Annotated in this window: 21 protein-coding genes; 4 read left to right on the forward strand and 17 right to left on the reverse strand. The window is 55.3% G+C overall.

The features are described from left to right. Positions 1-38 precede the first annotated feature (38 nt). Positions 39-446 carry a MarR family winged helix-turn-helix transcriptional regulator gene (locus ACLHV9_RS19660; RefSeq protein WP_049007385.1) on the forward strand — a complete coding sequence of 136 codons (408 nt, stop codon included), beginning with the start codon at positions 39-41 and terminating at the stop codon, positions 444-446. Here ACLHV9_RS19660 and ACLHV9_RS19665 read toward each other — a convergent pair. Next, on the reverse strand, positions 443-1,330 hold the full coding sequence (locus ACLHV9_RS19665) for a LysR family transcriptional regulator (RefSeq protein ID WP_108091036.1): 888 nt from the start codon (positions 1,328-1,330) through the stop codon (positions 443-445). The genes ACLHV9_RS19660 and ACLHV9_RS19665 overlap by 4 nt on opposite strands. A 108-nt stretch (positions 1,331-1,438) precedes the next feature. Here ACLHV9_RS19665 and ACLHV9_RS19670 point away from each other — a divergent pair, with 108 nt between their 5' ends. Together ACLHV9_RS19670 and ACLHV9_RS19675 are read left to right on the forward strand one after the other, a co-directional pair. Continuing rightward, the gene (locus ACLHV9_RS19670; RefSeq protein WP_108091037.1) at positions 1,439-2,647 is read left to right on the forward strand and encodes an MFS transporter; all 1,209 of its coding nucleotides are present in this window, start codon (positions 1,439-1,441) and stop codon (positions 2,645-2,647) included. Further along, the gene (locus tag ACLHV9_RS19675; RefSeq protein ID WP_407221000.1) at positions 2,644-3,021 is read left to right on the forward strand and encodes a DUF4440 domain-containing protein; all 378 of its coding nucleotides are present in this window, start codon (positions 2,644-2,646) and stop codon (positions 3,019-3,021) included. The genes ACLHV9_RS19670 and ACLHV9_RS19675 overlap by 4 nt, the downstream gene beginning before the upstream one ends. Before the next feature lie 53 nt (positions 3,022-3,074). Here ACLHV9_RS19675 and rpoS read toward each other — a convergent pair whose 3' ends face one another. The 13 genes from rpoS to cysG all read right to left on the reverse strand — a co-directional run bounded on the left by rpoS (position 3,075) and on the right by cysG (position 14,153). After that, complete coding sequence (gene rpoS, locus ACLHV9_RS19680) at positions 3,075-4,067, reverse strand: RNA polymerase sigma factor RpoS (RefSeq protein WP_008499600.1); 993 nt, start codon at positions 4,065-4,067, stop codon at positions 3,075-3,077. A gap of 59 nt (positions 4,068-4,126) precedes the next feature. Further along, positions 4,127-5,251: a murein hydrolase activator NlpD gene (nlpD, locus tag ACLHV9_RS19685; RefSeq protein ID WP_028016859.1), complete on the reverse strand. Its 1,125-nt coding sequence runs from the start codon at positions 5,249-5,251 to the stop codon at positions 4,127-4,129. 116 nt (positions 5,252-5,367) lie between these two features. Continuing rightward, complete coding sequence (locus ACLHV9_RS19690) at positions 5,368-5,994, reverse strand: protein-L-isoaspartate(D-aspartate) O-methyltransferase (protein ID WP_023333224.1); 627 nt, start codon at positions 5,992-5,994, stop codon at positions 5,368-5,370. Beyond that, complete coding sequence (gene surE / locus ACLHV9_RS19695; protein ID WP_028016860.1) at positions 5,988-6,749, reverse strand: 5'/3'-nucleotidase SurE; 762 nt, start codon at positions 6,747-6,749, stop codon at positions 5,988-5,990. The genes ACLHV9_RS19690 and surE overlap by 7 nt, the downstream gene beginning before the upstream one ends. Continuing rightward, positions 6,730-7,779, reverse strand: a complete 1,050-nt coding sequence (gene truD, locus ACLHV9_RS19700; RefSeq protein ID WP_028016861.1) for a tRNA pseudouridine(13) synthase TruD — start codon at positions 7,777-7,779, stop codon at positions 6,730-6,732. The genes surE and truD overlap by 20 nt, the downstream gene beginning before the upstream one ends. After that, a complete protein-coding gene (gene ispF, locus ACLHV9_RS19705) occupies positions 7,776-8,255 on the reverse strand; it encodes a 2-C-methyl-D-erythritol 2,4-cyclodiphosphate synthase (RefSeq protein WP_028016862.1) in 480 nt (159 codons plus the stop codon). Before ispF ends, truD begins: the two co-directional genes overlap by 4 nt. Continuing rightward, positions 8,255-8,965, reverse strand: coding sequence for a 2-C-methyl-D-erythritol 4-phosphate cytidylyltransferase (gene ispD / locus ACLHV9_RS19710; protein WP_128347324.1), 711 nt, complete (start codon positions 8,963-8,965; stop codon positions 8,255-8,257). Before ispD ends, ispF begins: the two co-directional genes overlap by 1 nt. A gap of 19 nt (positions 8,966-8,984) precedes the next feature. Further along, complete coding sequence (gene ftsB / locus ACLHV9_RS19715) at positions 8,985-9,296, reverse strand: cell division protein FtsB (protein WP_008499609.1); 312 nt, start codon at positions 9,294-9,296, stop codon at positions 8,985-8,987. A 165-nt stretch (positions 9,297-9,461) separates the two neighbouring features. Then, entirely contained in the window at positions 9,462-9,788 is a 327-nt protein-coding gene (locus ACLHV9_RS19720) for a DUF3561 family protein (protein WP_028016864.1), read from the reverse strand. A gap of 58 nt (positions 9,789-9,846) precedes the next feature. Beyond that, positions 9,847-10,452 carry an adenylyl-sulfate kinase gene (gene cysC, locus ACLHV9_RS19725; RefSeq protein ID WP_407221001.1) on the reverse strand — a complete coding sequence of 202 codons (606 nt, stop codon included), beginning with the start codon at positions 10,450-10,452 and terminating at the stop codon, positions 9,847-9,849. Continuing rightward, positions 10,452-11,876 carry a sulfate adenylyltransferase subunit CysN gene (cysN, locus tag ACLHV9_RS19730; protein ID WP_049007379.1) on the reverse strand — a complete coding sequence of 475 codons (1,425 nt, stop codon included), beginning with the start codon at positions 11,874-11,876 and terminating at the stop codon, positions 10,452-10,454. The genes cysC and cysN overlap by 1 nt, the downstream gene beginning before the upstream one ends. Positions 11,877-11,885: 9 nt before the next feature. After that, positions 11,886-12,794, reverse strand: coding sequence for a sulfate adenylyltransferase subunit CysD (gene cysD / locus ACLHV9_RS19735; protein WP_006811770.1), 909 nt, complete (start codon positions 12,792-12,794; stop codon positions 11,886-11,888). A gap of 9 nt (positions 12,795-12,803) precedes the next feature. Then, positions 12,804-14,153: a siroheme synthase CysG gene (gene cysG, locus ACLHV9_RS19740; protein WP_407221194.1), complete on the reverse strand. Its 1,350-nt coding sequence runs from the start codon at positions 14,151-14,153 to the stop codon at positions 12,804-12,806. Between the two features lie 246 nt (positions 14,154-14,399). Here cysG and ACLHV9_RS19745 point away from each other — a divergent pair, with 246 nt between their 5' ends. Beyond that, positions 14,400-15,443, forward strand: coding sequence for an aminopeptidase (locus tag ACLHV9_RS19745; protein WP_028016869.1), 1,044 nt, complete (start codon positions 14,400-14,402; stop codon positions 15,441-15,443). A gap of 56 nt (positions 15,444-15,499) precedes the next feature. Here ACLHV9_RS19745 and cysH read toward each other — a convergent pair whose 3' ends face one another. Genes cysH through cysJ form a run of 3 tightly spaced genes read right to left on the reverse strand, consistent with a single transcriptional unit; the run spans position 15,500 to position 19,767 of the window. After that, positions 15,500-16,234 (reverse strand): phosphoadenosine phosphosulfate reductase, encoded by a 735-nt coding sequence (cysH, locus tag ACLHV9_RS19750; protein ID WP_049007376.1) that lies wholly within the window; start codon positions 16,232-16,234, stop codon positions 15,500-15,502. Positions 16,235-16,249: 15 nt separating this feature from the next. Beyond that, the gene (cysI, locus tag ACLHV9_RS19755; RefSeq protein WP_049007375.1) at positions 16,250-17,962 is read right to left on the reverse strand and encodes an assimilatory sulfite reductase (NADPH) hemoprotein subunit; all 1,713 of its coding nucleotides are present in this window, start codon (positions 17,960-17,962) and stop codon (positions 16,250-16,252) included. Next, positions 17,962-19,767, reverse strand: coding sequence for an NADPH-dependent assimilatory sulfite reductase flavoprotein subunit (gene cysJ, locus ACLHV9_RS19760; RefSeq protein ID WP_108091044.1), 1,806 nt, complete (start codon positions 19,765-19,767; stop codon positions 17,962-17,964). The genes cysI and cysJ overlap by 1 nt, the downstream gene beginning before the upstream one ends. Between the last annotated feature and the right edge of the window lie 244 nt (positions 19,768-20,011).

Below are 20,011 nucleotides of genomic sequence, written 5' to 3' on the forward strand. Positions count from 1 at the left end.
GGCTATCATAGTGGGAGATTTTTTCCGTCGGAGTGTTCATGGAACTAAGACAAGAGGCGTTCCACCTGTTACGTCAGCTTTTTCAACAGCATACCGCGCAGTGGCAGCACGCCTTGCCGGAACTGACCAAGCCGCAGTATGCGGTCATGCGCTCAATTGCCGAGCATCCTGGCATTGAACAGGTGGCATTGACCGAAGTCGCGGTTAGCACAAAAGCGACGCTGGCAGAAATGCTAAGCCGCATGGAGGCGCGCGGGCTGGTCAAACGTGAACTCGATCCTGCGGATAAGCGCCGCCGGTTTGTCTTCCTGACGCCAGAAGGAGAAGCCCTGCTTGCAGGCTGTAAACCGGTTGGCAATGAGGTGGATGAGGCGTTTTTAGGACGTCTAAACAAGGCCGAGCGGGAGCAGTTCTCTGCGCTCATCAAAAAGATGATGCACGATTAATTCACGCTGGTGCGCATAAAATCGATAAAGCTGCGCACTTTTGCGGGTACATGCCGGGCATCAGGATAAACCGCGTAGATGCCCTGCCTCGCAAAGGTGTATCCCGGTAAAACCGACACCAGATTTCGCGCATCCAGTGCCTCACGCACCAGCCATTCCGGTAGTAACGCCACACCACTTCCTGCAAGTGCAAAGGCCATTAGCGCCTGCGCACTGTCCGCAAACAAACGCGGTGCTTTTTTAATCTCCAGCGTCTCTGATGCCCCGCTGGCATCTTTTACCTGCCAGTGCAACGGCGAGGTCAGACGCTCGTGAACGAGCCAGTCAGCTTGTGCCAGATGTTCCAGCGATTCAATTGGATTTTTCGCCAGCCACTCGGGCGTCGCGACGGGCAGGATGGAGAAGTGCGAGATCGCAGCTGCGTGATAGCGCGAGTCGGCGAGCGTCCCCAGCCGGATGGCGACATCAAAGCGCTCTGAAATTAGGTCGGCATGCAGCGACGACGAAACATGTCTTACGCGAAGATCAGGATGCTGCTGGCTAAACCTGGCCAGCAAAGGAACTACGACCCTTGAGCCATACTCCGGTGTGGTCGTGATCCGCAATTCCCCCGTGAGCCCCCCATGATTCGCGCGTACATCGTCCTGCAATTGCTCTGCATCCTTCAGAAGCGCGACGCTGCGTTGATGAAAAAGCGCACCGGCCTCGGTTAAGGTCAGACGTCGGGTGGAACGCAGCAACAGGGTGACGCCCAGCTCAGCTTCGAGCTGGCGGATATTGAAGCTAACCACGGCTTTTGTCAGCCCCATAGCGTCGGCTGCCGCAGTGAAACTGCCGGTATCCGCTACCGCTACAAACATCGCCGTCCGCTGTAAATTAATCATCGTCACTCTTTTTACTGTCAAAATGTGTTTGACAGTATATCTCGCTTTGTCGCATTTATCCGTACCTCCCGGGCCGCTACGATACGCCACCTCACGGGAGGAACCGCCATGACGTATCGCAGCAAAGTCGCCGTTGTTTATCTACTGGGCTTTTTTCTTGATTTGATCAACATGTTTATTGCCAGTGTCGCCTTTCCGGCAATAGCGCACACGTTTAACGCTACGCCTTCAGCGCTAGCCTGGGTCAGTAACGGGTATATTGCCGGGTTGACACTGGTGATCCCCTTTAGCACCGTGCTGACACGCCGCATCGGGCCAAAGCGCGTCATCCTGCTCTCGCTTTTACTGTTCAGCGCAACCTCTGTTGCCGCAGGCTTGTCTTCCTCACTGGGAAGCCTGATTGCCTGGCGAGTACTGCAGGGAGTGGGAGGAGGCTTATTGATCCCCGTCGGACAAGCACTGACCTGGCAACAGTATAAGCCCCACGAGCGTGCCAGACTTTCTTCAGCGGTCATGCTGGTGGCGTTGCTTGCTCCCGCTTGCTCGCCTGCAATCGGGGGAGTTCTGGTGCAGATGCTAAGCTGGCGGTGGATATTTTTTGCCACCCTTCCCGTTGCGGTGGTGACGTTTATGTTGGCCTCCCTGTGGCTGAAACACGAAATGCCACCGATGAAAGCGACCAGGCTGTTAAATCTGCCTTTGCTGATGAATCCACTTCTGCGTTTTTCCATGCTGGTCTATTTATGTGTACCCGGCATGTTTATTGGGGTGAACGTGACAGGTATGTTTTATCTTCAGAACGAAGCGAACATGACGCCTGCCGAAACGGGAATGCTCATGCTGCCATGGTCTCTGGCATCATTCATGGCGATCACAGCGACGGGCCGCTACTTTAACCGCATCGGCCCTCGGCCACTTATTGTCACGGGTTGCCTGCTGCAGGCGCTGGGCATTTTGCTGTTGCTCAGCGTCAACTCAGCCACAACAGCGCTGTTACCGACCGTTGCGTTTGTATTGATGGGAGCAGGAGGCAGTCTTTGCAGCAGCACAGCTCAGAGTAGTGCTTTTTTGACGACGCGCCGGGAAGAGATGCCGGATGCCAGCGCCCTGTGGAATCTTAATCGCCAGTTGAGCTTTTTTGCCGGAGCCCTGCTACTGGCACAGATGCTGAACCTGGCCCAGATATATCTGACACCTCTCGCCGCGTGGCACGGGATGTTTATTTTTGCCGCAGGCATCACCTTATTGCCTGTACTGTATGCTTTTCGTCTTAACAATAAGCAGGTGCTAACACAACTGCGACAGGAGAATTCATGACGCTTTTCGAACAAGAGATTATCGACCTCCACATTGCGCTCGAAAGCTGGTTAGGTAATGGCGAAGGTAATATTGACGCCCTGCTCGCCCGTTTCCGGCCTGATTTTTTGATGGCCCCGCCTGGGGGGACCCATATCAACTATGACGGTCTTGTCAGCTTTCTGGAAAAACAGCGCGGAAGCCGTCCAGGACTGAAGATCGTCATCGATGAATTAACAACTCGACAGACATGGAGCCACGGAGCGGTTCTTCACTACCGGGAGACGCAAACTCGTCCCGATCACCCGGTCAACGTGCGCTGGTCAACCGCCCTGCTTAATCTGGAAGGTGATTTGATCACGTGGCGTTTGCTGCACGAAACAGCACAGCCGTAGAAAAAAAGAAAAAGGCCCGTCTCACGACGGGCCTTTTTTTGACGAAAGGTTGCTTATTCGCGGAACAGCGCTTCGATATTCAGACCTTGCCCCTGCAGGATTTCACGCAGGCGGCGCAGACCTTCAACCTGAATCTGACGAACACGTTCACGGGTCAGGCCAATTTCGCGGCCGACGTCTTCCAGTGTTGCAGCTTCATACCCCAGTAAACCGAAACGACGCGCCAGCACTTCACGCTGTTTGGCGTTCAGTTCGAACAGCCATTTGACGATGCTCTGTTTCATGTCATCGTCCTGCGTGGTGTCTTCCGGGCCGTTGTCTTTTTCATCGGCCAGGATGTCCAGCAGCGCTTTTTCGGAGTCGCCACCCAGCGGGGTGTCAACAGAGGTAATGCGCTCGTTGAGACGCAGCATACGGCTTACGTCATCAACCGGTTTGTCGAGTTGTTCGGCAATTTCTTCTGCGCTTGGCTCGTGGTCCAGTTTATGGGACAACTCGCGCGCGGTACGCAGATAAACGTTCAACTCTTTGACGATGTGAATCGGCAGGCGGATCGTACGGGTCTGGTTCATAATAGCCCGTTCGATGGTCTGACGAATCCACCAGGTCGCGTAGGTTGAGAAACGGAACCCGCGTTCCGGGTCAAACTTCTCAACTGCGCGGATGAGGCCTAAGTTGCCCTCTTCAATCAGATCCAGCAGAGCCAGACCACGATTGCCGTAACGGCGAGCAATTTTCACGACCAGTCGCAGGTTACTTTCAATCATGCGACGACGCGAGGCAACATCACCACGCAAAGCACGACGTGCGAAATAGACTTCTTCTTCGGCCGTTAACAGTGGGGAGTAACCAATCTCCCCAAGGTAAAGCTGAGTCGCGTCCAGTACACGCTGTGTGGCACCCTGCGATAACAGCTCTTCTTCAGCCAAATCGTTATCACTGGGTTCCTCTTCTACTAAGGCTTTTTCGTCAAAAGCCTCTACTCCGTTCTCATCAAATTCCGCGTCTTCATTTAAATCATGAACTTTCAGCGTATTCTGACTCATAAGGTGGCTCCTACCCGTGATCCCTGAACGAGACACCCTGGCTGGCATGCCCCGTCAAATTATCGCTGCGGCAAGTACTGCAGCGGGTTTACGGATTTCCCCTTGTAACGAATTTCAAAATGCAAGCGTGTAGAACTGGTTCCGGTGCTACCCATAGTAGCGATTTTTTGCCCCGCCTTAACTTCTTGTTGTTCCCGGACCAGCATTGTGTCGTTATGGGCGTAGGCACTCAGGTAATCATCGTTATGTTTGATGATAATAAGATTACCGTAACCGCGCAGAGCGTTACCGGCATATACAACACGTCCATCTGCGGTCGCGATGATAGCCTGTCCCTTACTCCCTGCGATATCGATCCCTTTATTTCCACCTTCGGAGGAAGAGAAGTTTTCGATAACCTTGCCGTCAGTTGGCCAGCGCCATGTAGAAATTGGCGAACTGGACGTCATACTGCTGGCAGTCGGTTCAGTAGAGCTAACCACAGGTGCCGTCACGGGTGCTGTGACAACAGTCGCAGTCCCTTTATTATTCGGCAACATTTTGTTAGCAGTCTGATCACCTGAATCCTCAGAATACGTAATTACAGGTTGTGAAGCAACCACTGTGGTGGATTTTTGTGCAGGCTTAACGCTGTTATTTTGTGCAGTCACATCGGCCGCAGAAACGGTGTTACCTGGCGTAAGTGGCTTGCCTGTGGCGTTGCCAACCTGAAGCGTTTGGCCCACTTCCAGTCCATACGGCGCCTGAACGTTGTTACGCTGGGCGAGGTCACGGAAATCGTTCCCGGTAATCCACGCAATGTAGAACAGCGTATCGCCGCGTTTCACGGTATAGGTACTGCCGCCGGTATAGCTGCCTTTAGGAATGTTCCCATACTGACGGTTATAAACTATGCGGCCATTTTGGGTCTGGACAGGTTGTTCAACTGGCTGAACCTGCATTGGCTGTGTAACAGGATGTTGCACAGGCTGAATTTGTGGTGTTTGCTGCGGCGCAGCAGTACCCATTTTAGGTGGCGGCGTGATCAACATTCCGCTGGACGTGCTACCGGAGCCGCTGTTTCCGCCGACGGAACTGACGGGCGCAGGCGCGTTGTTAGAACTTGTACAGCCTGCCAGCCAAAGCGAAACCAGTGATAATGCCGCAACACGGCTAATGGTGAATTTAGGGCTTCCCGCGCTCATTTATCCCCCAGGAATGTGTTAACTACCAGTGACTTAAAATTTACCGTGAAGGCACGACTCTTTCGCGCCACACCATACGCTGAATTTGCCTTAATAACCCTGGATAATTCCGAGTCTCAGGCCAACTCCCCCTTTACCAGAGGCACAAAGCGCACGGCTTCCACGGTGTCGATAATAAACTCGCCGCCACGTCGACGAACGCGCTTCAAAAGCTGCTGCTCGTCCCCGACAGGCAAAACAAGAATGCCCCCCTCATCCAGCTGCGACAACAGGGCTGCAGGAATTTCAGGCGGGGCCGCCGTCACGATGATAGCGTCAAACGGGGCGCGAGCCTTCCAACCCTGCCATCCATCACCGTGTCGTGTCGAAACATTATGTAAATCAAGTTGTTTCAGGCGACGACGCGCCTGCCACTGCAAACCTTTAATACGCTCAACGGAGCACACATGATGAACCAGATGCGCCAGAATGGCGGTCTGATACCCCGATCCGGTGCCAATTTCCAGTACACGGGAGTCGGGAGTCAGCTCCAGAAGCTCCGTCATGCGCGCCACCATGTAGGGCTGCGAAATCGTCTGGCCCTGCCCAATAGGCAGCGCCACGTTTTCCCACGCTTTGTGTTCAAACGCCTCGTCTACAAATTTCTCACGCGGAACCTGAGCGAGCGCTTCAAGCACGTGCTCGTCGCGGATCCCCTGCGCGCGTAGTTGTTCCAGAAGAGTTTGTACACGTTTGTTTACCATTGCGCGTTCACTCCTGCGCGATCCAGCCAGCCCGACACCACATCATGCGCGCTATACGCGGTTAAATCTACGTGCAGCGGTGTAACCGAAACATAGCCTTCATCCACGGCGGCAAAGTCGGTATCAGGACCCGCATCGCACTTATCGCCGGGAGGACCGATCCAGTAAAGCGTATTCCCACGTGGATCCTGCTGCGGGATCACCTGATCGGCCGGGTGCCGGCTTCCGCATCGCGTGACGCGAATGCCTTTAATTTCATTCAGAGGGAGATCCGGCACGTTGATATTGAGGATGCGCCCGGTACGCAGCGGCTCACGGCTGAGCGCGCGCAGGATCGAGCAGGTCACCACGGCTGCGGTGTCGTAATGCGTGTGACCGTTTAACGAGACCGCCAGGGCAGGGAACCCCAGATGTCGTCCTTCCATTGCGGCTGCCACGGTACCGGAGTAAATCACGTCATCGCCGAGATTTGGCCCGGCGTTAATACCCGAGACGACGATATCCGGGCGCGGTCGCATTAACGCGTTCACCCCCAGAAATACGCAGTCTGTCGGCGTGCCCATCTGCACGGCAATATCGCCATTTTCAAAGGTAAAAGTGCGAAGCGACGACTCCAGCGTCAGTGAGTTAGACGCTCCACTGCGGTTACGATCGGGGGCCACGACCTGCACATCCGCAAATTCGCGAAGGTGTTTCGCCAGGGTCTGAATGCCCGGCGCGTGGATCCCGTCATCGTTACTCAGCAATATTCGCATAATCACCCGATGTGTTGATAAGTTCCCTGACAACACTGGTGGCAAAGCTACCTGCCGGCAGCCAGAAGCGTAACTCGACGGTTACGTCATCCCACCAGTTCCAGCTTAACTGCTGCGGATAGAGCAGCATCGCGCGGCGTGCTGCTTCGACTTTTTCTCGCACCAGCAATGATTGTAATTCTTGTGCATTCGCAACGGCAGACTGCTCCGCAGCCAGCGCATCGCCCTGCGTCCCCCACTCGCCCGTACCGGGCAACGCGGCGGTAATCATCAGCGTTTTGGCATCCACGCGCGACTGAACATCGGCCATTTCTTCGGCCGTTGCCACAAACCAGCTTCCGCGTCCCGCTAATTGTAGCGCATCGCCAACAACAACTTGATTCGCGTCCGGTTTTTTCAGCCTTTCGCTCACAATCTGATTAAACAACGCACTACGCGCCGCAGACAACCAAAAACTGCGTTTATTCCTGTCACGGACGGGCGCATCACTTTGTGCCCAGCGCAGCGCACCCTGCAGGTTGCTGCCGCCAATACCAAAGCGCTGAGCGCCAAAGTAGTTAGGCACGCCATCGGCGTTGATAGCAGCCAAACGCTTCTCGACGTCATCGCGGTTTGTGATTTCGCGTAGCACCAGCGTAAAATCGTTACCTTTCAAGGCGCCCAGACGCAATTTGCGTTTATGGCGGGCGTACTCCAGTACCTTACAGCCTTCAAGCTCAAATTTGCTTAAATCAGGCATCGTATTGCCGGGAACGCGTGCGCATAGCCACTGTTCAGTGACGGCGTGTTTATCTTTCTGGCCGGCAAAACTCACTTCACGAGCATGAATTTTGAGGAATTTTGCCAGCGCATCGGCCACAAAGCGGGTATTGCAGCCATTTTTCAGAATGCGCACCAGGATATGTTCGCCTTCGCCATCGGGCGCGAACCCCAGATCCTCGACCACGAGGAAGTCTTCGGGGCTGGCTTTCAGCACCCCGTTCCCCTGCGGTTTACCGTGGAGGTATGTCAGATTGTCGAAGTCTGTCATGCGTTCGCCTTCATCAGCAACGCCACGGCTTCACAGGCAATCCCTTCGCCGCGGCCGGTAAAGCCCAGTTTCTCAGTGGTGGTTGCTTTGACATTGACGTCATCCATATGGCAACCCAGATCTTCAGCAATAAACACGCGCATCTGAGGAATGTGCGGCAACATTTTTGGTGCCTGAGCGATGATCGTCACATCGACGTTGCCCAGGGTGTAACCTTTGGCCTGAATACGACGCCAGGCTTCACGCAGCAACGCACGGCTATCCGCACCTTTGAAGGCCGGATCCGTGTCAGGAAAAAGCTTGCCAATATCACCCAGCGCAGCAGCACCGAGCAATGCATCGGTTAATGCATGTAATGCCACGTCGCCATCAGAATGCGCCAGCAACCCTTTTTCATAAGGAATACGTACGCCGCCAATGATAATTGGGCCTTCTCCGCCAAAGGCGTGTACATCAAAACCGTGTCCAATTCGCATTATGCCTTCTCCTGATGGGTCGAACGGGTAAGATAAAATTCCGCGAGCTGTAAATCTTCAGGGCGCGTCACTTTTATATTATCAGCGCGTCCTTCAACAAGCTCAGGGTGAAAACCGCAATACTCCAGCGCTGAGGCTTCGTCCGTAATGGTCGCACCTTCTTTAAGCGCACGCGTTAAGCAGTCATGGAGTAATTCGCGGGGGAAAAATTGTGGCGTCAGCGCGTGCCATAAATCGACGCGATCAACGGTGTGAGCGATAGCCCGTTTACCCGGCTCAGCGCGTTTCATGGTGTCACGCACCGGCGCGGCGAGAATCCCGCCAACCTTGCTTGTTTCGCTCAGGGCCAGCAGGCGCGCAAGATCGTCCTGATGCAGGCATGGACGCGCGGCATCATGCACCAGCACCCACCGTGCATCCCCGGCGGCCCGAATGCCCGCCAGCACGGAATCGGCGCGCTCGGCACCGCCATCGACAACGGTAATCTGCGGATGATTTGCCAGCGGTAACTGCGCGAAGCGCGCATCACCCGGGCTGATAGCGATGATCACACGCTTCACACGTGGATGCGCCAGCAGCGCCGCCACAGCATGTTCGAGGATCGTTTTATCGCCAATTGAGAGGTATTGCTTGGGACATTCTGTCTGCATGCGCCGGCCAAAACCTGCGGCCGGCACCACGGCGCATACGTCCGAAAAAGTTACTGCCATGTCGTAATCCTGGGCCTGATTATCGATTGTTTTGTGCTGAGCCCTGATTGCGTTTAGACGCATCCGGAACCAGACGATAAAAAGTTTCGCCCGGCTTAGTCATACTGAGTTCATTGCGTGCGCGTTCCTCAATCGCTTCTTGCCCGCCATTGAGGTCATCAATTTCAGCAAAGAGTTGATCGTTTCGCGCCTTAAGTTTGGCGTTTGTTGCCTGCTGAGCCGCAACGTCATCGCTCACCCGGCTATAGTCGTGCAGCCCGTTTTTACCGAACCACAGCGAGTATTGCAGCCAGATCAGCAAAGCCAGCAACAGCAGCGTTAGTTTACCCATCCTGCCCCCTGAAAAACGGCATCATCATCCCAAAACGCCCCAGGGCACTACGCCGGGGGTACAGAGATGCCGCAACATCGCGGGCAAATGTACCACATTTTTTCCGCAGAATCGCCCTGCACAATATCGTCACACAGTTGGTTACGGTTTGAATTATGGCTGAAGTTAGCCCATGAGCCACAAAAATAACAGTCCAAACATCAGGACCACCGTCACAATCGTGACCACGGCACTGTAAAGGAGTTTGCCATTGAGTAGCGAATGCAACGCAATGCCGACGACAACCGCGACGGGCATCAGCGCCAGGAAGAATGGCCAGGTGTAGAGAAAGAAGAACAGCGTATTACCGCCGTAAATGAGAAACGGGATACCCAGCGCCAGTAACCACGAGACGAAGCCGACGATGGCCCCAGGAAATGACCAGGTCGTCTCGTCGTCGGTCGCTATCGGCTCCGACCCGGTGGTAATGATGTAGTTTTCACTGTTGCGCATAGCTAATCCTGTGACCATGACTCATCGCTCGGGTAAATAGCGCCCAAACGATACCGTCTCAGGATCTGATAATATCGTCCCATCTGAGGAGGTCTAATAATTGGCTTACTAAATTTGTTACCAATTGTTGACCTTCCAGGTGAATTTCAGGCGATTCAGGCGCTTCGTATACTGCGTCTATTCCCGTGAAATTTCGCAGTTCACCCGCACGCGCTTTCTTGTACAGCCCTTTCGGATCGCGCGCTTCACAAATCTCCAGAGGCGTATCGACAAACACTTCGATAAAGCGATCCTGCCCAACGCGCTCACGCACCATCTGGCGCTCTGCCCGGTGCGGAGAGATGAACGCAGTAAGGACCACCAGCCCGGCATCCGCCATCAGGCTAGCCACCTCCCCTACCCGACGTATATTCTCTTTACGGTCTTCGTCGCTGAAGCCCAAATCGTTGCACAGACCATGGCGCACGTTGTCACCATCCAGCAGGTATGTGCTCACGCCTTGCTGATACAGCGCCTCTTCCAGCGCCCCCGCTACCGTGGATTTACCGGAACCCGATAGCCCGGTAAACCACAGCACAACCCCACGGTGACCGTGGAGTTGCTCACGCTGAGCGACAGTGACCGGATGAGGATGCCAGACGACGTTCTCATCATGAGCAGCCATTACTTCCCTCCCAGCAGATCGCGCGCACCCCAGTGCGGGAAGTGTTTACGCACCAGCGCATTCAGTTCAAGTTCGAAGGCGCTGAACTCAGACGCCACGGCGGCCTGTTCGTTAGGCTCGCGCACCATCCCGGCACCGACGGTGACGTTAGTCAGACGGTCGATAAAGATCAGCCCGCCCGTGACCGGGTTTTGCTGATACGGATCCAGCACCAGTGGCTCGTCGAAGGTCAGATCGACCAGGCCGATGCCGTTCAGCGGCAGCTCGGTGACGTCACGCTGGGTCAGATTGTTGATATCTACCTGGAACTGAATACCGTCCACGCGGGCGCGGGTTTTCTTGCCCGCAATTTTAATGTCGTAGCTTTGCCCAGCGGTCAGCGGCTGTTCGGCCATCCACACCACATCCACGGACGCGCCCTGTACCGCCGTCAGCGTTTCGTGCGCATCCACCAGCAGGTCACCGCGGCTGATATCAATCTCATCTTTCAGCACCAGCGTCACCGCTTCACCGGCTCCCGCCTCCGGCAGGTCACCGTCAAAAGTGACAATACGGGCAATAGCCGATTCTACGCCCGATGGCAGCACTTTGACGCGCTGACCCACTTTCACAGAACCTGATGCAATAGTGCCTGAAAAACCACGGAAATCGAGGTTCGGACGATTCACGTACTGCACCGGGAAACGCATCGGTTGGGTATCAACCACACGCTGAATTTGAACGGTTTCCAGCACTTCCAGCAGCGTCGGGCCGCTGTACCACGGCATGTTCGTGCTCTGGGACGCGACGTTATCGCCTTCCAGCGCCGAGAGCGGCACAAAGCGAATGTCCAGGTTACCTGGCAGCTGTTCGGCAAAGGTCAGGTAGCTCTGGCGGATCTCATCGAATTTTTCTTCGCTGAAATTCACCAGATCCATTTTATTGATTGCCACTACCAGGTGTTTGATCCCCAGCAGCGTGGAAATAAAACTGTGACGACGGGTTTGATCGAGCACGCCTTTACGGGCGTCGATCAGCAGGATCGCCAGATCGCAGGTGGAGGCGCCGGTCGCCATGTTACGGGTGTACTGCTCGTGCCCCGGGGTGTCGGCGATAATAAATTTGCGCTTCTCGGTAGAGAAGTAACGATAAGCCACATCAATGGTGATGCCCTGCTCGCGCTCCGCCTGCAGGCCATCCACCAGCAGGGCCAGATCGAGTTTTTCACCCTGGGTGCCGTGACGTTTGCTGTCGTTATGCAGGGAAGAGAGCTGATCTTCGTAAATCTGACGCGTGTCGTGCAGCAGACGGCCAATCAGGGTGCTTTTCCCGTCATCCACGCTGCCGCAGGTCAGAAAGCGCAGCAAGCTCTTATGTTGTTGCGCGTGCAGATAAGCTTCTACGCCGCCTTCTTTGGCAATTTGTTGAGCAATGGTCGTGTTCATGGCGGCTCCTTAGAAATAACCCTGACGTTTCTTCAGCTCCATGGAGCCTGCCTGGTCGCGGTCAATCACGCGCCCCTGTCGCTCACTGGTGGTCGACACCAGCATCTCTTCGATGATCTCCGGCAGCGTCTGCGCGCTGGATTCCACCGCACCGGTCAATGGCCAGCAACCGAGGGTACGGAAACGCACCATCTGTTTTTTGATCACTTCACCTGGCTGCAGGTCGATGCGATCGTCGTCGATCATCATCAGCATCCCGTCGCGCTCCAGTACCGGACGCTCAGCGGCCAGATACAGCGGAACGATCTCGATATTTTCCAGATAGATGTACTGCCAGATATCCAGCTCGGTCCAGTTGGAGAGCGGGAAGACGCGAATGCTTTCGCCTTTGTTGATCTGGCCGTTGTAGTTGTGCCACAGCTCCGGGCGCTGGTTCTTTGGGTCCCAGCGGTGGAAGCGGTCACGGAAAGAGTAGATACGCTCTTTCGCACGGGATTTTTCCTCATCACGACGCGCGCCGCCGAAGGCCGCATCAAAACCGTATTTGTTCAGCGCCTGCTTCAGCCCTTCGGTTTTCATGATGTCAGTGTGCTTGGCGCTGCCGTGCACGAACGGGTTGATGCCCATCGCCACACCTTCCGGGTTTTTATGCACCAGCAATTCGCAGCCATAGGCTTTGGCGGTACGGTCGCGGAATTCGTACATTTCGCGGAATTTCCAGCCGGTATCCACATGCAGCAACGGGAACGGCAGCGTACCCGGGTAAAACGCTTTACGCGCCAGATGCAGCATGACGCTGGAGTCTTTGCCGATGGAATACATCATCACCGGGTTAGAAAACTCGGCGGCCACTTCGCGGATAATATGGATACTTTCCGCTTCGAGCTGCCGCAGGTGAGTAAGACGTTTTTGGTCCATAACCGTTCCTTAAGCCAAATTTATAACAGAAGAACCAAAGCCTTCTGTGTCGGTTGTGTGCTGAAACCAGGCGAGCGTGCTGTGCAGCTGCACCACTTCCCCCACCACGATCAGGGCGGGCATAGGGGCGTCTTTCGCCAGGGTTGCAAGATCGTCAAGGGTGCCGATAGCAACGTGCTGATCGACGCGCGTACCGCGAGAAATAACGGCAACAGGTGTCTTCGCCTCGCGACCGTGCTGAATAAGTTGTTCGCTGATGTCCGCCGCCTTCATCGTGCCCATGTAAATCGCCAGCGTCTGTCGGCTCTGAGCGAGGTGGGACCAGTCGAACGGCGTGCTGTCGGCCTTGTAGTGGCCGGTCACAAAGGTCACGCTCTGGGCGTAATCGCGGTGGGTCAGCGGAATACCGGCATAAGCCGTTACCGCAGAAGCCGCCGTGATGCCGGGAACCACCTGGAACGGCACCCCCGCTTCGGCTGCTGCCTGCAATTCTTCGCCGCCACGACCGAAAATGAAAGGATCGCCCCCTTTCAGACGAACCACGGTTTTGCCCGCTTTGGCGGCGTCAACCAGTATCTGATTGGTGTCGTGCTGCGGCACCGAGTGCTCTCCAGCCCGTTTGCCGACGCAGATTTGCTCGGCATCGCGGCGAATCAGTTCGCGTATGCCGTCAGTAACCAGGTGATCGTAGAACACCACGTCCGCGTCCTGCAGCACCTGCAGGCCGCGCAGCGTCAGGAGCCCTGCATCGCCCGGCCCTGCACCTACCAGAATGATCTCCCCGCCGGTGCTGCCGGGGTTATCCAGTTCGTCTTCAAGAATTTTCTGCGCCGCTGTCTCATTGCCTGCATGCATCAGGCTGGCAAAGCGGCCGCGAAAAACGCGTTCCCAGAAGCGACGACGTTCCGTCACGCTGGTCAGTCGGGTTTTCAGATGATTGCGCCAGTAGCTCGCTTTCTCTGCCATACGTCCGAGACTGGTTGGCAACAGCGCTTCGATTTTTTCCCGCAATACGCGCGCCAGCACCGGTGCGGTACCACCGGAGGAGATAGCGACCAGCAGCGGGGAGCGATCAACAATCGACGGGAAGATAAAGGAGCATAAAGGCTGATCGTCCACCACGTTCACCAGACGGTAACGCGCCTGAGCAGCATCTGAGATCCGTCGGTTCAGCTCGCGGTCTTCCGTTGCCGCAATCACCAGCACCACGCTGTCGATTTGTGATTCGTCGAAATCCGCCCCTGCAACGACCCGCACTTGCGCCCCTGCGCGCTGCAGAAATACGATTTTGCGATCGGCAATCTCACCTGTGCCAACAACCAGCACCGGCTTATCTTTAATCGCAGCAAATAAGGGCAGATAGTCCACAGCAGCAACTCACTAACAACGAGGAATAAAGGGACTATAGGGGGCGGCTTAGACCGAATGAAATTACGAATTGGAATGAGTAGTTACTCAATGGAATAACGCCATGAAAAAGCAAATATCAAAAAGTGCTTAACACGCGAAATTTCGGGCATTTAAGAGCAATTCAAATTGTGTATGGACGATCACAGTTTCATACTAGGCGGGTTAAAATTTTGCTCTGTTTTTTAAGGACTCACTATGTTTTCCGCAACGCGCCACCGTATTGCTGCCCTGGCGCTCGGCGTTTGCTTCATCCTTCCGGCTCAGGCAAAAAATCAACCGTACGGTGAAATCGCGAATACGCAGGCGCGACATATTGCCACCGTATTTCCTGGCCGCATGACCGGTTCCCCCGCGGAAATGCTCTCCGCCGACTATATTCGTCAGCAGTTTGCCGACATGGGTTACCAGAGCGATATCCGCACGTTTCACAGCCGCTATATCTATACCTCACGCAATAAAACCAAAAACTGGCATAACGTGACCGGTAGTACGGTTATTGCGGCTCACGAAGGTAGCGCGGATGAGCAGATCATTATTATGGCGCACCTCGATACCTACGCCCCAATGAGCGACACCGATACCGATAACAATCTCGGTGGTCTGACGCTGCAGGGTATGGATGATAACGCCGCGGGTCTGGGCGTGATGCTCGAACTGGCAGAACGAATGAAGGATATACCGACTAAATACGGGATTCGTTTCGTTGCCACCAGTGGTGAAGAAGAAGGCAAACTCGGCGCTGAGAATCTCCTGAAGCGCATGAGCGCCAAAGAGAAGAAAAATACCCTGCTGGTGATCAACCTCGATAACCTGATCGTCGGCGATAAGCTCTATTTCAACAGCGGACAAAGTACGCCGGGTACCGTGCGAAAATTGACGCGCGACCGGGCACTGGCGATTGCCCGCAGCCATGGGGTCTATGCCACCAGTAACCCAGGCGGCAATCCTGATTATCCGCGAGGAACAGGCTGCTGTAACGATGGTGAGGTGTTCGATAAAGCGGGTATTCCGGTGCTGTATGTGGAAGCAACTAACTGGGCACTGGGGAAGAAAGATGGCTATCAGCAGCGGGCTAAATCGAAAGCCTTCCCGGACGGGATTAGCTGGCATAACGTGATGCTGGATAATCAGCAACACATTGATAGCGCACTGCCGCAGCGGATTGAACACCGCAGTCGTGATGTAGTGAAGGTGATGCTGCCGCTGGTGAAGGAGCTGGCGAAATCTAATAAGGCCTAGTGCGCCCTGATGCCCTCACCCCGACCCTCTCCCACAGGGAGAGGGAGGAAATGGGATCACCCTTCGTGCAGTCCGCACTCGCGCTTGAGGCCAAAGAATCGCGTCTCTTCTTCTGCCATTCCCGGTTCCCATTTACGCGTGGTGTGGGTATCCCCCACCGACAGGTAACCCTGATCCCACAGCGGATGGTATTTCAACCCGTGCTTTTGCAGGTACTGATACACCGTCCGGTTATCCCAGTCGATGATCGGCAGCACTTTGAACACCCCGCGCTGAACCGCCAGCACGGGTAGCGTGGCGCGACTGCCGGACTGCTCGCGGCGTAGCCCTGCAAACCAGGTCTGTGCATTAAGCTCCTTCAGCGCCCGGTTCATCGGCTCAACTTTGTTGATCTCATTGTATTTCTCAATGCCCTCAACGCCCTGCTCCCAGAGTTTACCGTAGCGCGCCTCCTGCCAGGCCGCGCTTTCCGTCGCGCGGTAAACTTTCAGGTTCAGCTTGAGCTTGTCCGTCAGCTCGTCAATAAACTGGTAGGTTTCCGGGAACAGGTAGCCGGTATCGGTGAGGATCACCGGAATGTCCGGACGAATTTGATTCACCAGATGCAAACTGACCGCCGCCTGAATACCAAAGCTCGACGAAAGCACATAGTCGCCCGGCAGGTTTTCCAGCGCCCATACCACACGCCCTTCGGCGTCCAGCTTTTCCAGGTGGGCGTTGGTTTCTGCGAGCGCCAGAATGCGTTCGACTTTTGGCAGATCGTTCAGGGCGTTTAGATCGAGTACGGACATAATCACCTCGCGTTGTTACTCCCAGAAATCCCGGGCCGGGTCGAGCACCGGGCGAATGATGCCCGCACGCACCGTAAAGTCGCCGAAGCCTTCACCCGCTTCACGCTCTTTCGCCCAGCGCCCAACCAGTTCGTCGACCGAATCGAGGATCTCCGATTCAGTAATGTTTTCACGGTACATCCGTGGGATACGCGTACCGATGCGGTTGCCGCCAAGATGCAGGTTGTAACGGCCTGGCGCTTTACCCACCAGTCCCATCTCTGCCAGCATTGCGCGGCCGCAGCCGTTCGGGCAGCCGGTAATACGCATAACAATATGCTCGTCCGGAATACCGTGTTTTTCCAGAATCGCTTCTACTTTGTCAGTGAATGACGGCAGGAAACGCTCCGCTTCGGCCATTGCCAGCGGACAGGTCGGGAATGACACGCAGGCCATCGAGTTTTCGCGTTGCGGTTTCACCGCATTCATCAACCCATGATCGCGCGCCAGTTTCTCGATCTTCGCCTTCTGGTTTTCAGGCACACCAGCAATGATCAGGTTCTGGTTGGCGGTAATGCGGAACTCACCCTTGTGGACCTTCGCAATTTCCAGCAAACCGGTTTTCAGCGGACGCCCCGGATAATCCAGAATACGGCCGTTTTCGATAAACAGCGTCAAGTGCCATTTATTGTCGATGCCTTTTACCCAGCCAATGCGATCGCCGCGACCGGTGAATTCGTAAGGGCGGATCGGCTCAAATTTAATGCCGGCGCGACGTTCTACTTCTTCTTTAAACGTCTCAACGCCCACGCGCTCCAGGGTGTATTTGGTTTTCGCGTTTTTACGGTCTGTACGGTTACCCCAGTCGCGCTGGGTGGTTACCACCGCTTCCGCCACGGCCAGCGTATGCTCAAGCGGCAGGAAGCCGAACTCGCTGGCGGTACGGGCGTAGGTTTTCTTGTTGCCGTGTTCGATGGACAGGCCGCCGCCCACCAGCAGGTTAAAGCCCACCAGCTTGCCGTTTTCAGCAATCGCTACGAAGTTCATGTCGTTGGCGTGCAGATCGATATCGTTCTGCGGCGGGATCACTACCGTGGTTTTGAACTTACGCGGCAGATAGGTCTGGCCAAGGATCGGTTCTTCGTCGGTGGTGGCAACTTTTTCCTGATCGAGCCAGATCTCCGCATAAGCGCGCGTGCGCGGCAGCAGATGCTCAGAGATCTTCTTCGCCCACTCATAGGCTTCGGCGTGCAGCTCGGACTCATACGGGTTCGAGGTGCAGAGCACGTTACGGTTCATGTCGTTGGCGGTCGCCAGAGCGTCCAGCCCAACCGAGTGCAGCATCTGGTGTACCGGCTTCACGTTCTTCTTCAGAATGCCGTGGAACTGGAAGGTCTGACGGTTAGTCAGGCGGATGCTGCCATAAATCGTGTTTTCACCGGCAAACTTGTCGATCGCCTGCCACTGTTTGGTGGTGATCACCCCACCCGGCAGGCGGCAGCGCAGCAGCATCGCGTGACGCGGCTCCAGCTTCTGTTCAGCACGCTCGGCGCGGATATCGCGATCGTCCTGCTGGTACATACCGTGGAAACGGATCAGCAGGAAGTTGTCGCCTTTGAAACCGCCGGTGAGACCGTCATTCAGATCTTCAGCAATGGTGCCGCGCAGATAGTTGCTTTCCAGCTTCATGCGCTCGGCGTCTGTCAGTTTACCTTCGACCACCAGTGGCCCTGGATGTTTTTCGCTCATTAGTAGACATCTCGCTGATAACGGCGCTCAACGCGCAGCTCACTTAAATATTCATCTGCCGTTTCGGCATCCATACCGCCGAATTCGGCAATCACTTCCAGCAGTGCCTGCTCAACGTCTTTCGCCATGCGATTGGCGTCGCCGCAGACATAAATGTGGGCACCGTCATTGATCCAGCGCCACACCTCTGCGCCCTGTTCGCGCAGTTTGTCTTGTACGTATACTTTTTCTTTCTGGTCGCGGGACCAGGCCAGATCGATGTGGGTCAGTACGCCTTCTTTAACATAGCGCTGCCACTCAACCTGGTAGAGGAAATCTTCCGTAAAGTGCGGGTTGCCGAAGAAGAGCCAGTTTTTACCCGGCGCTTCATCTGCCGCGCGCTGCTGCATGAAGGCGCGGAACGGCGCAATGCCGGTGCCTGGGCCAATCATAATGATCGGGGTTTCCGGGTTCGCAGGCAGGCGGAAGTTGTCGTTGTGCTCGATAAAGACGCGCACTTCGCCCTCTTCTTCCACGCGATCCGCCAGGAAACTTGATGCCCCACCCGCGCGGGCGCGGCCTTCGATGTCGTAGCGCACCACGCCGACGGTAACATGCACTTCACTCTCCACTTCGGCCTGCGAAGAGGCGATGGAGTACAGACGCGGGGTCAGCGGACGCAGCAGGCCGATCAGCGCATCGGCATCCAGCTGAGCCGGAGAGAAACGCACCATATCGACAATTGGCGTTGACGCCGCGTAATGCTGCAGCTTCGCCTTATCACCCACGAATGGCAGCAGCGATTCGCTGCGGGTTAAGGTAGCGTAATTTTCTACAATATTCGGGGTATTCACCGTCAGTTCGAAATGCCACTGCAGCGCTTCAGAGAGCGGCTGCGTTTTGCCTTCCACAGTGACAGGCTCATCCCCTTTCAGCCACAGCAGTTCGACCAGCTCTTTTACCAGCGCTGGATCGTTCTGATACCAAATCCCCAGCGCATCGCCCGGCTGGTAACGCAGGCCAGAGTCACCGAGATCGATTTCGATATGGCGCACGTCTTTTTCAGAATCACGGCCGGTAATTTTCTGATTAACCGACAGGCTCGCGGCCAGCGGAGCCTCTTTAGTGTAAGGGCTGGTATGGATGTCGTTGACGGCCCCCGTCGCGGTAAACGCGGCCTGTGCCTGTGTCTCTTTCGGGACGCGCGCTTTCAGCACCTCAACGATGCGGGCACGCCATTCAGCAGCGGCGGTCTGGTATTCCACGTCGGCGTCAACGCGATCCAGCAAACGCTCTGCGCCCAGTTCAGCCAGTTTGCTGTCGAAATCTTTACCAGACTGGCAGAAGAATTCATAAGAGGTATCGCCCAGGCCAAACACCGCAAAAGCCGTGCCGTCCAGTTTTGGCGCTTTTTTCGAGAACAGGAACTTATGCAGCGCCACCGCTTCTTCAGCAGGCTCACCTTCCCCCTGCGTTGAGGCGACAACCACCAGCAGTTTTTCTGACGCGATCTGTTTAAATTTATAATCCCCGGCGTTGACCAGGTTCACGTTCAGTCTGGCAGCCAGCAGGTCGTCACGCAGCGCTTCAGCCACACGGCGGGCATTGCCCGTCTGCGAGGCGGAAATCAACGTAATGGCCGGAATTTCTACGACCGTTGCCGGAGCGGCAGCCACAGCGCCCGGTAGCTGATTGAGCATTCCCCAGAAATAACCGGAGACCCAGGCAAGCTGAGTGGGAGAAAAATCAGAGGTGGCAGCCTGAAGGCGCGCCAGTTGCTCCGGGTTCAGGGGAAGCAAATTTGAAGGTGGGGCCTGTGTCGTCATGCGTCGTTATGTTCCAGTAGCCAAGCGGACTTTAAGCGAATAAATCCAAACTGAAGATAAGGTTAACGGTGAGGATACTAACAATTAAAGAAGGGATGGAAATAATAAATAACCAAATGGACTAACCTGTTTTAGTTATCATGCTTAACGATAAAACAGATTAATTAACTGATTGAAATATCAGAATAAAGATAACAAAAAATGGCCACTTCCTGCGGTCCAGGCTTCAGAGCCGTTTTAGTTA

The sequence above is a fragment of the Enterobacter sp. CPE_E890 genome (assembly GCF_046521475.1).
GTDB classification, from domain to species: Bacteria; Pseudomonadota; Gammaproteobacteria; order Enterobacterales; family Enterobacteriaceae; genus Enterobacter; species Enterobacter adelaidei.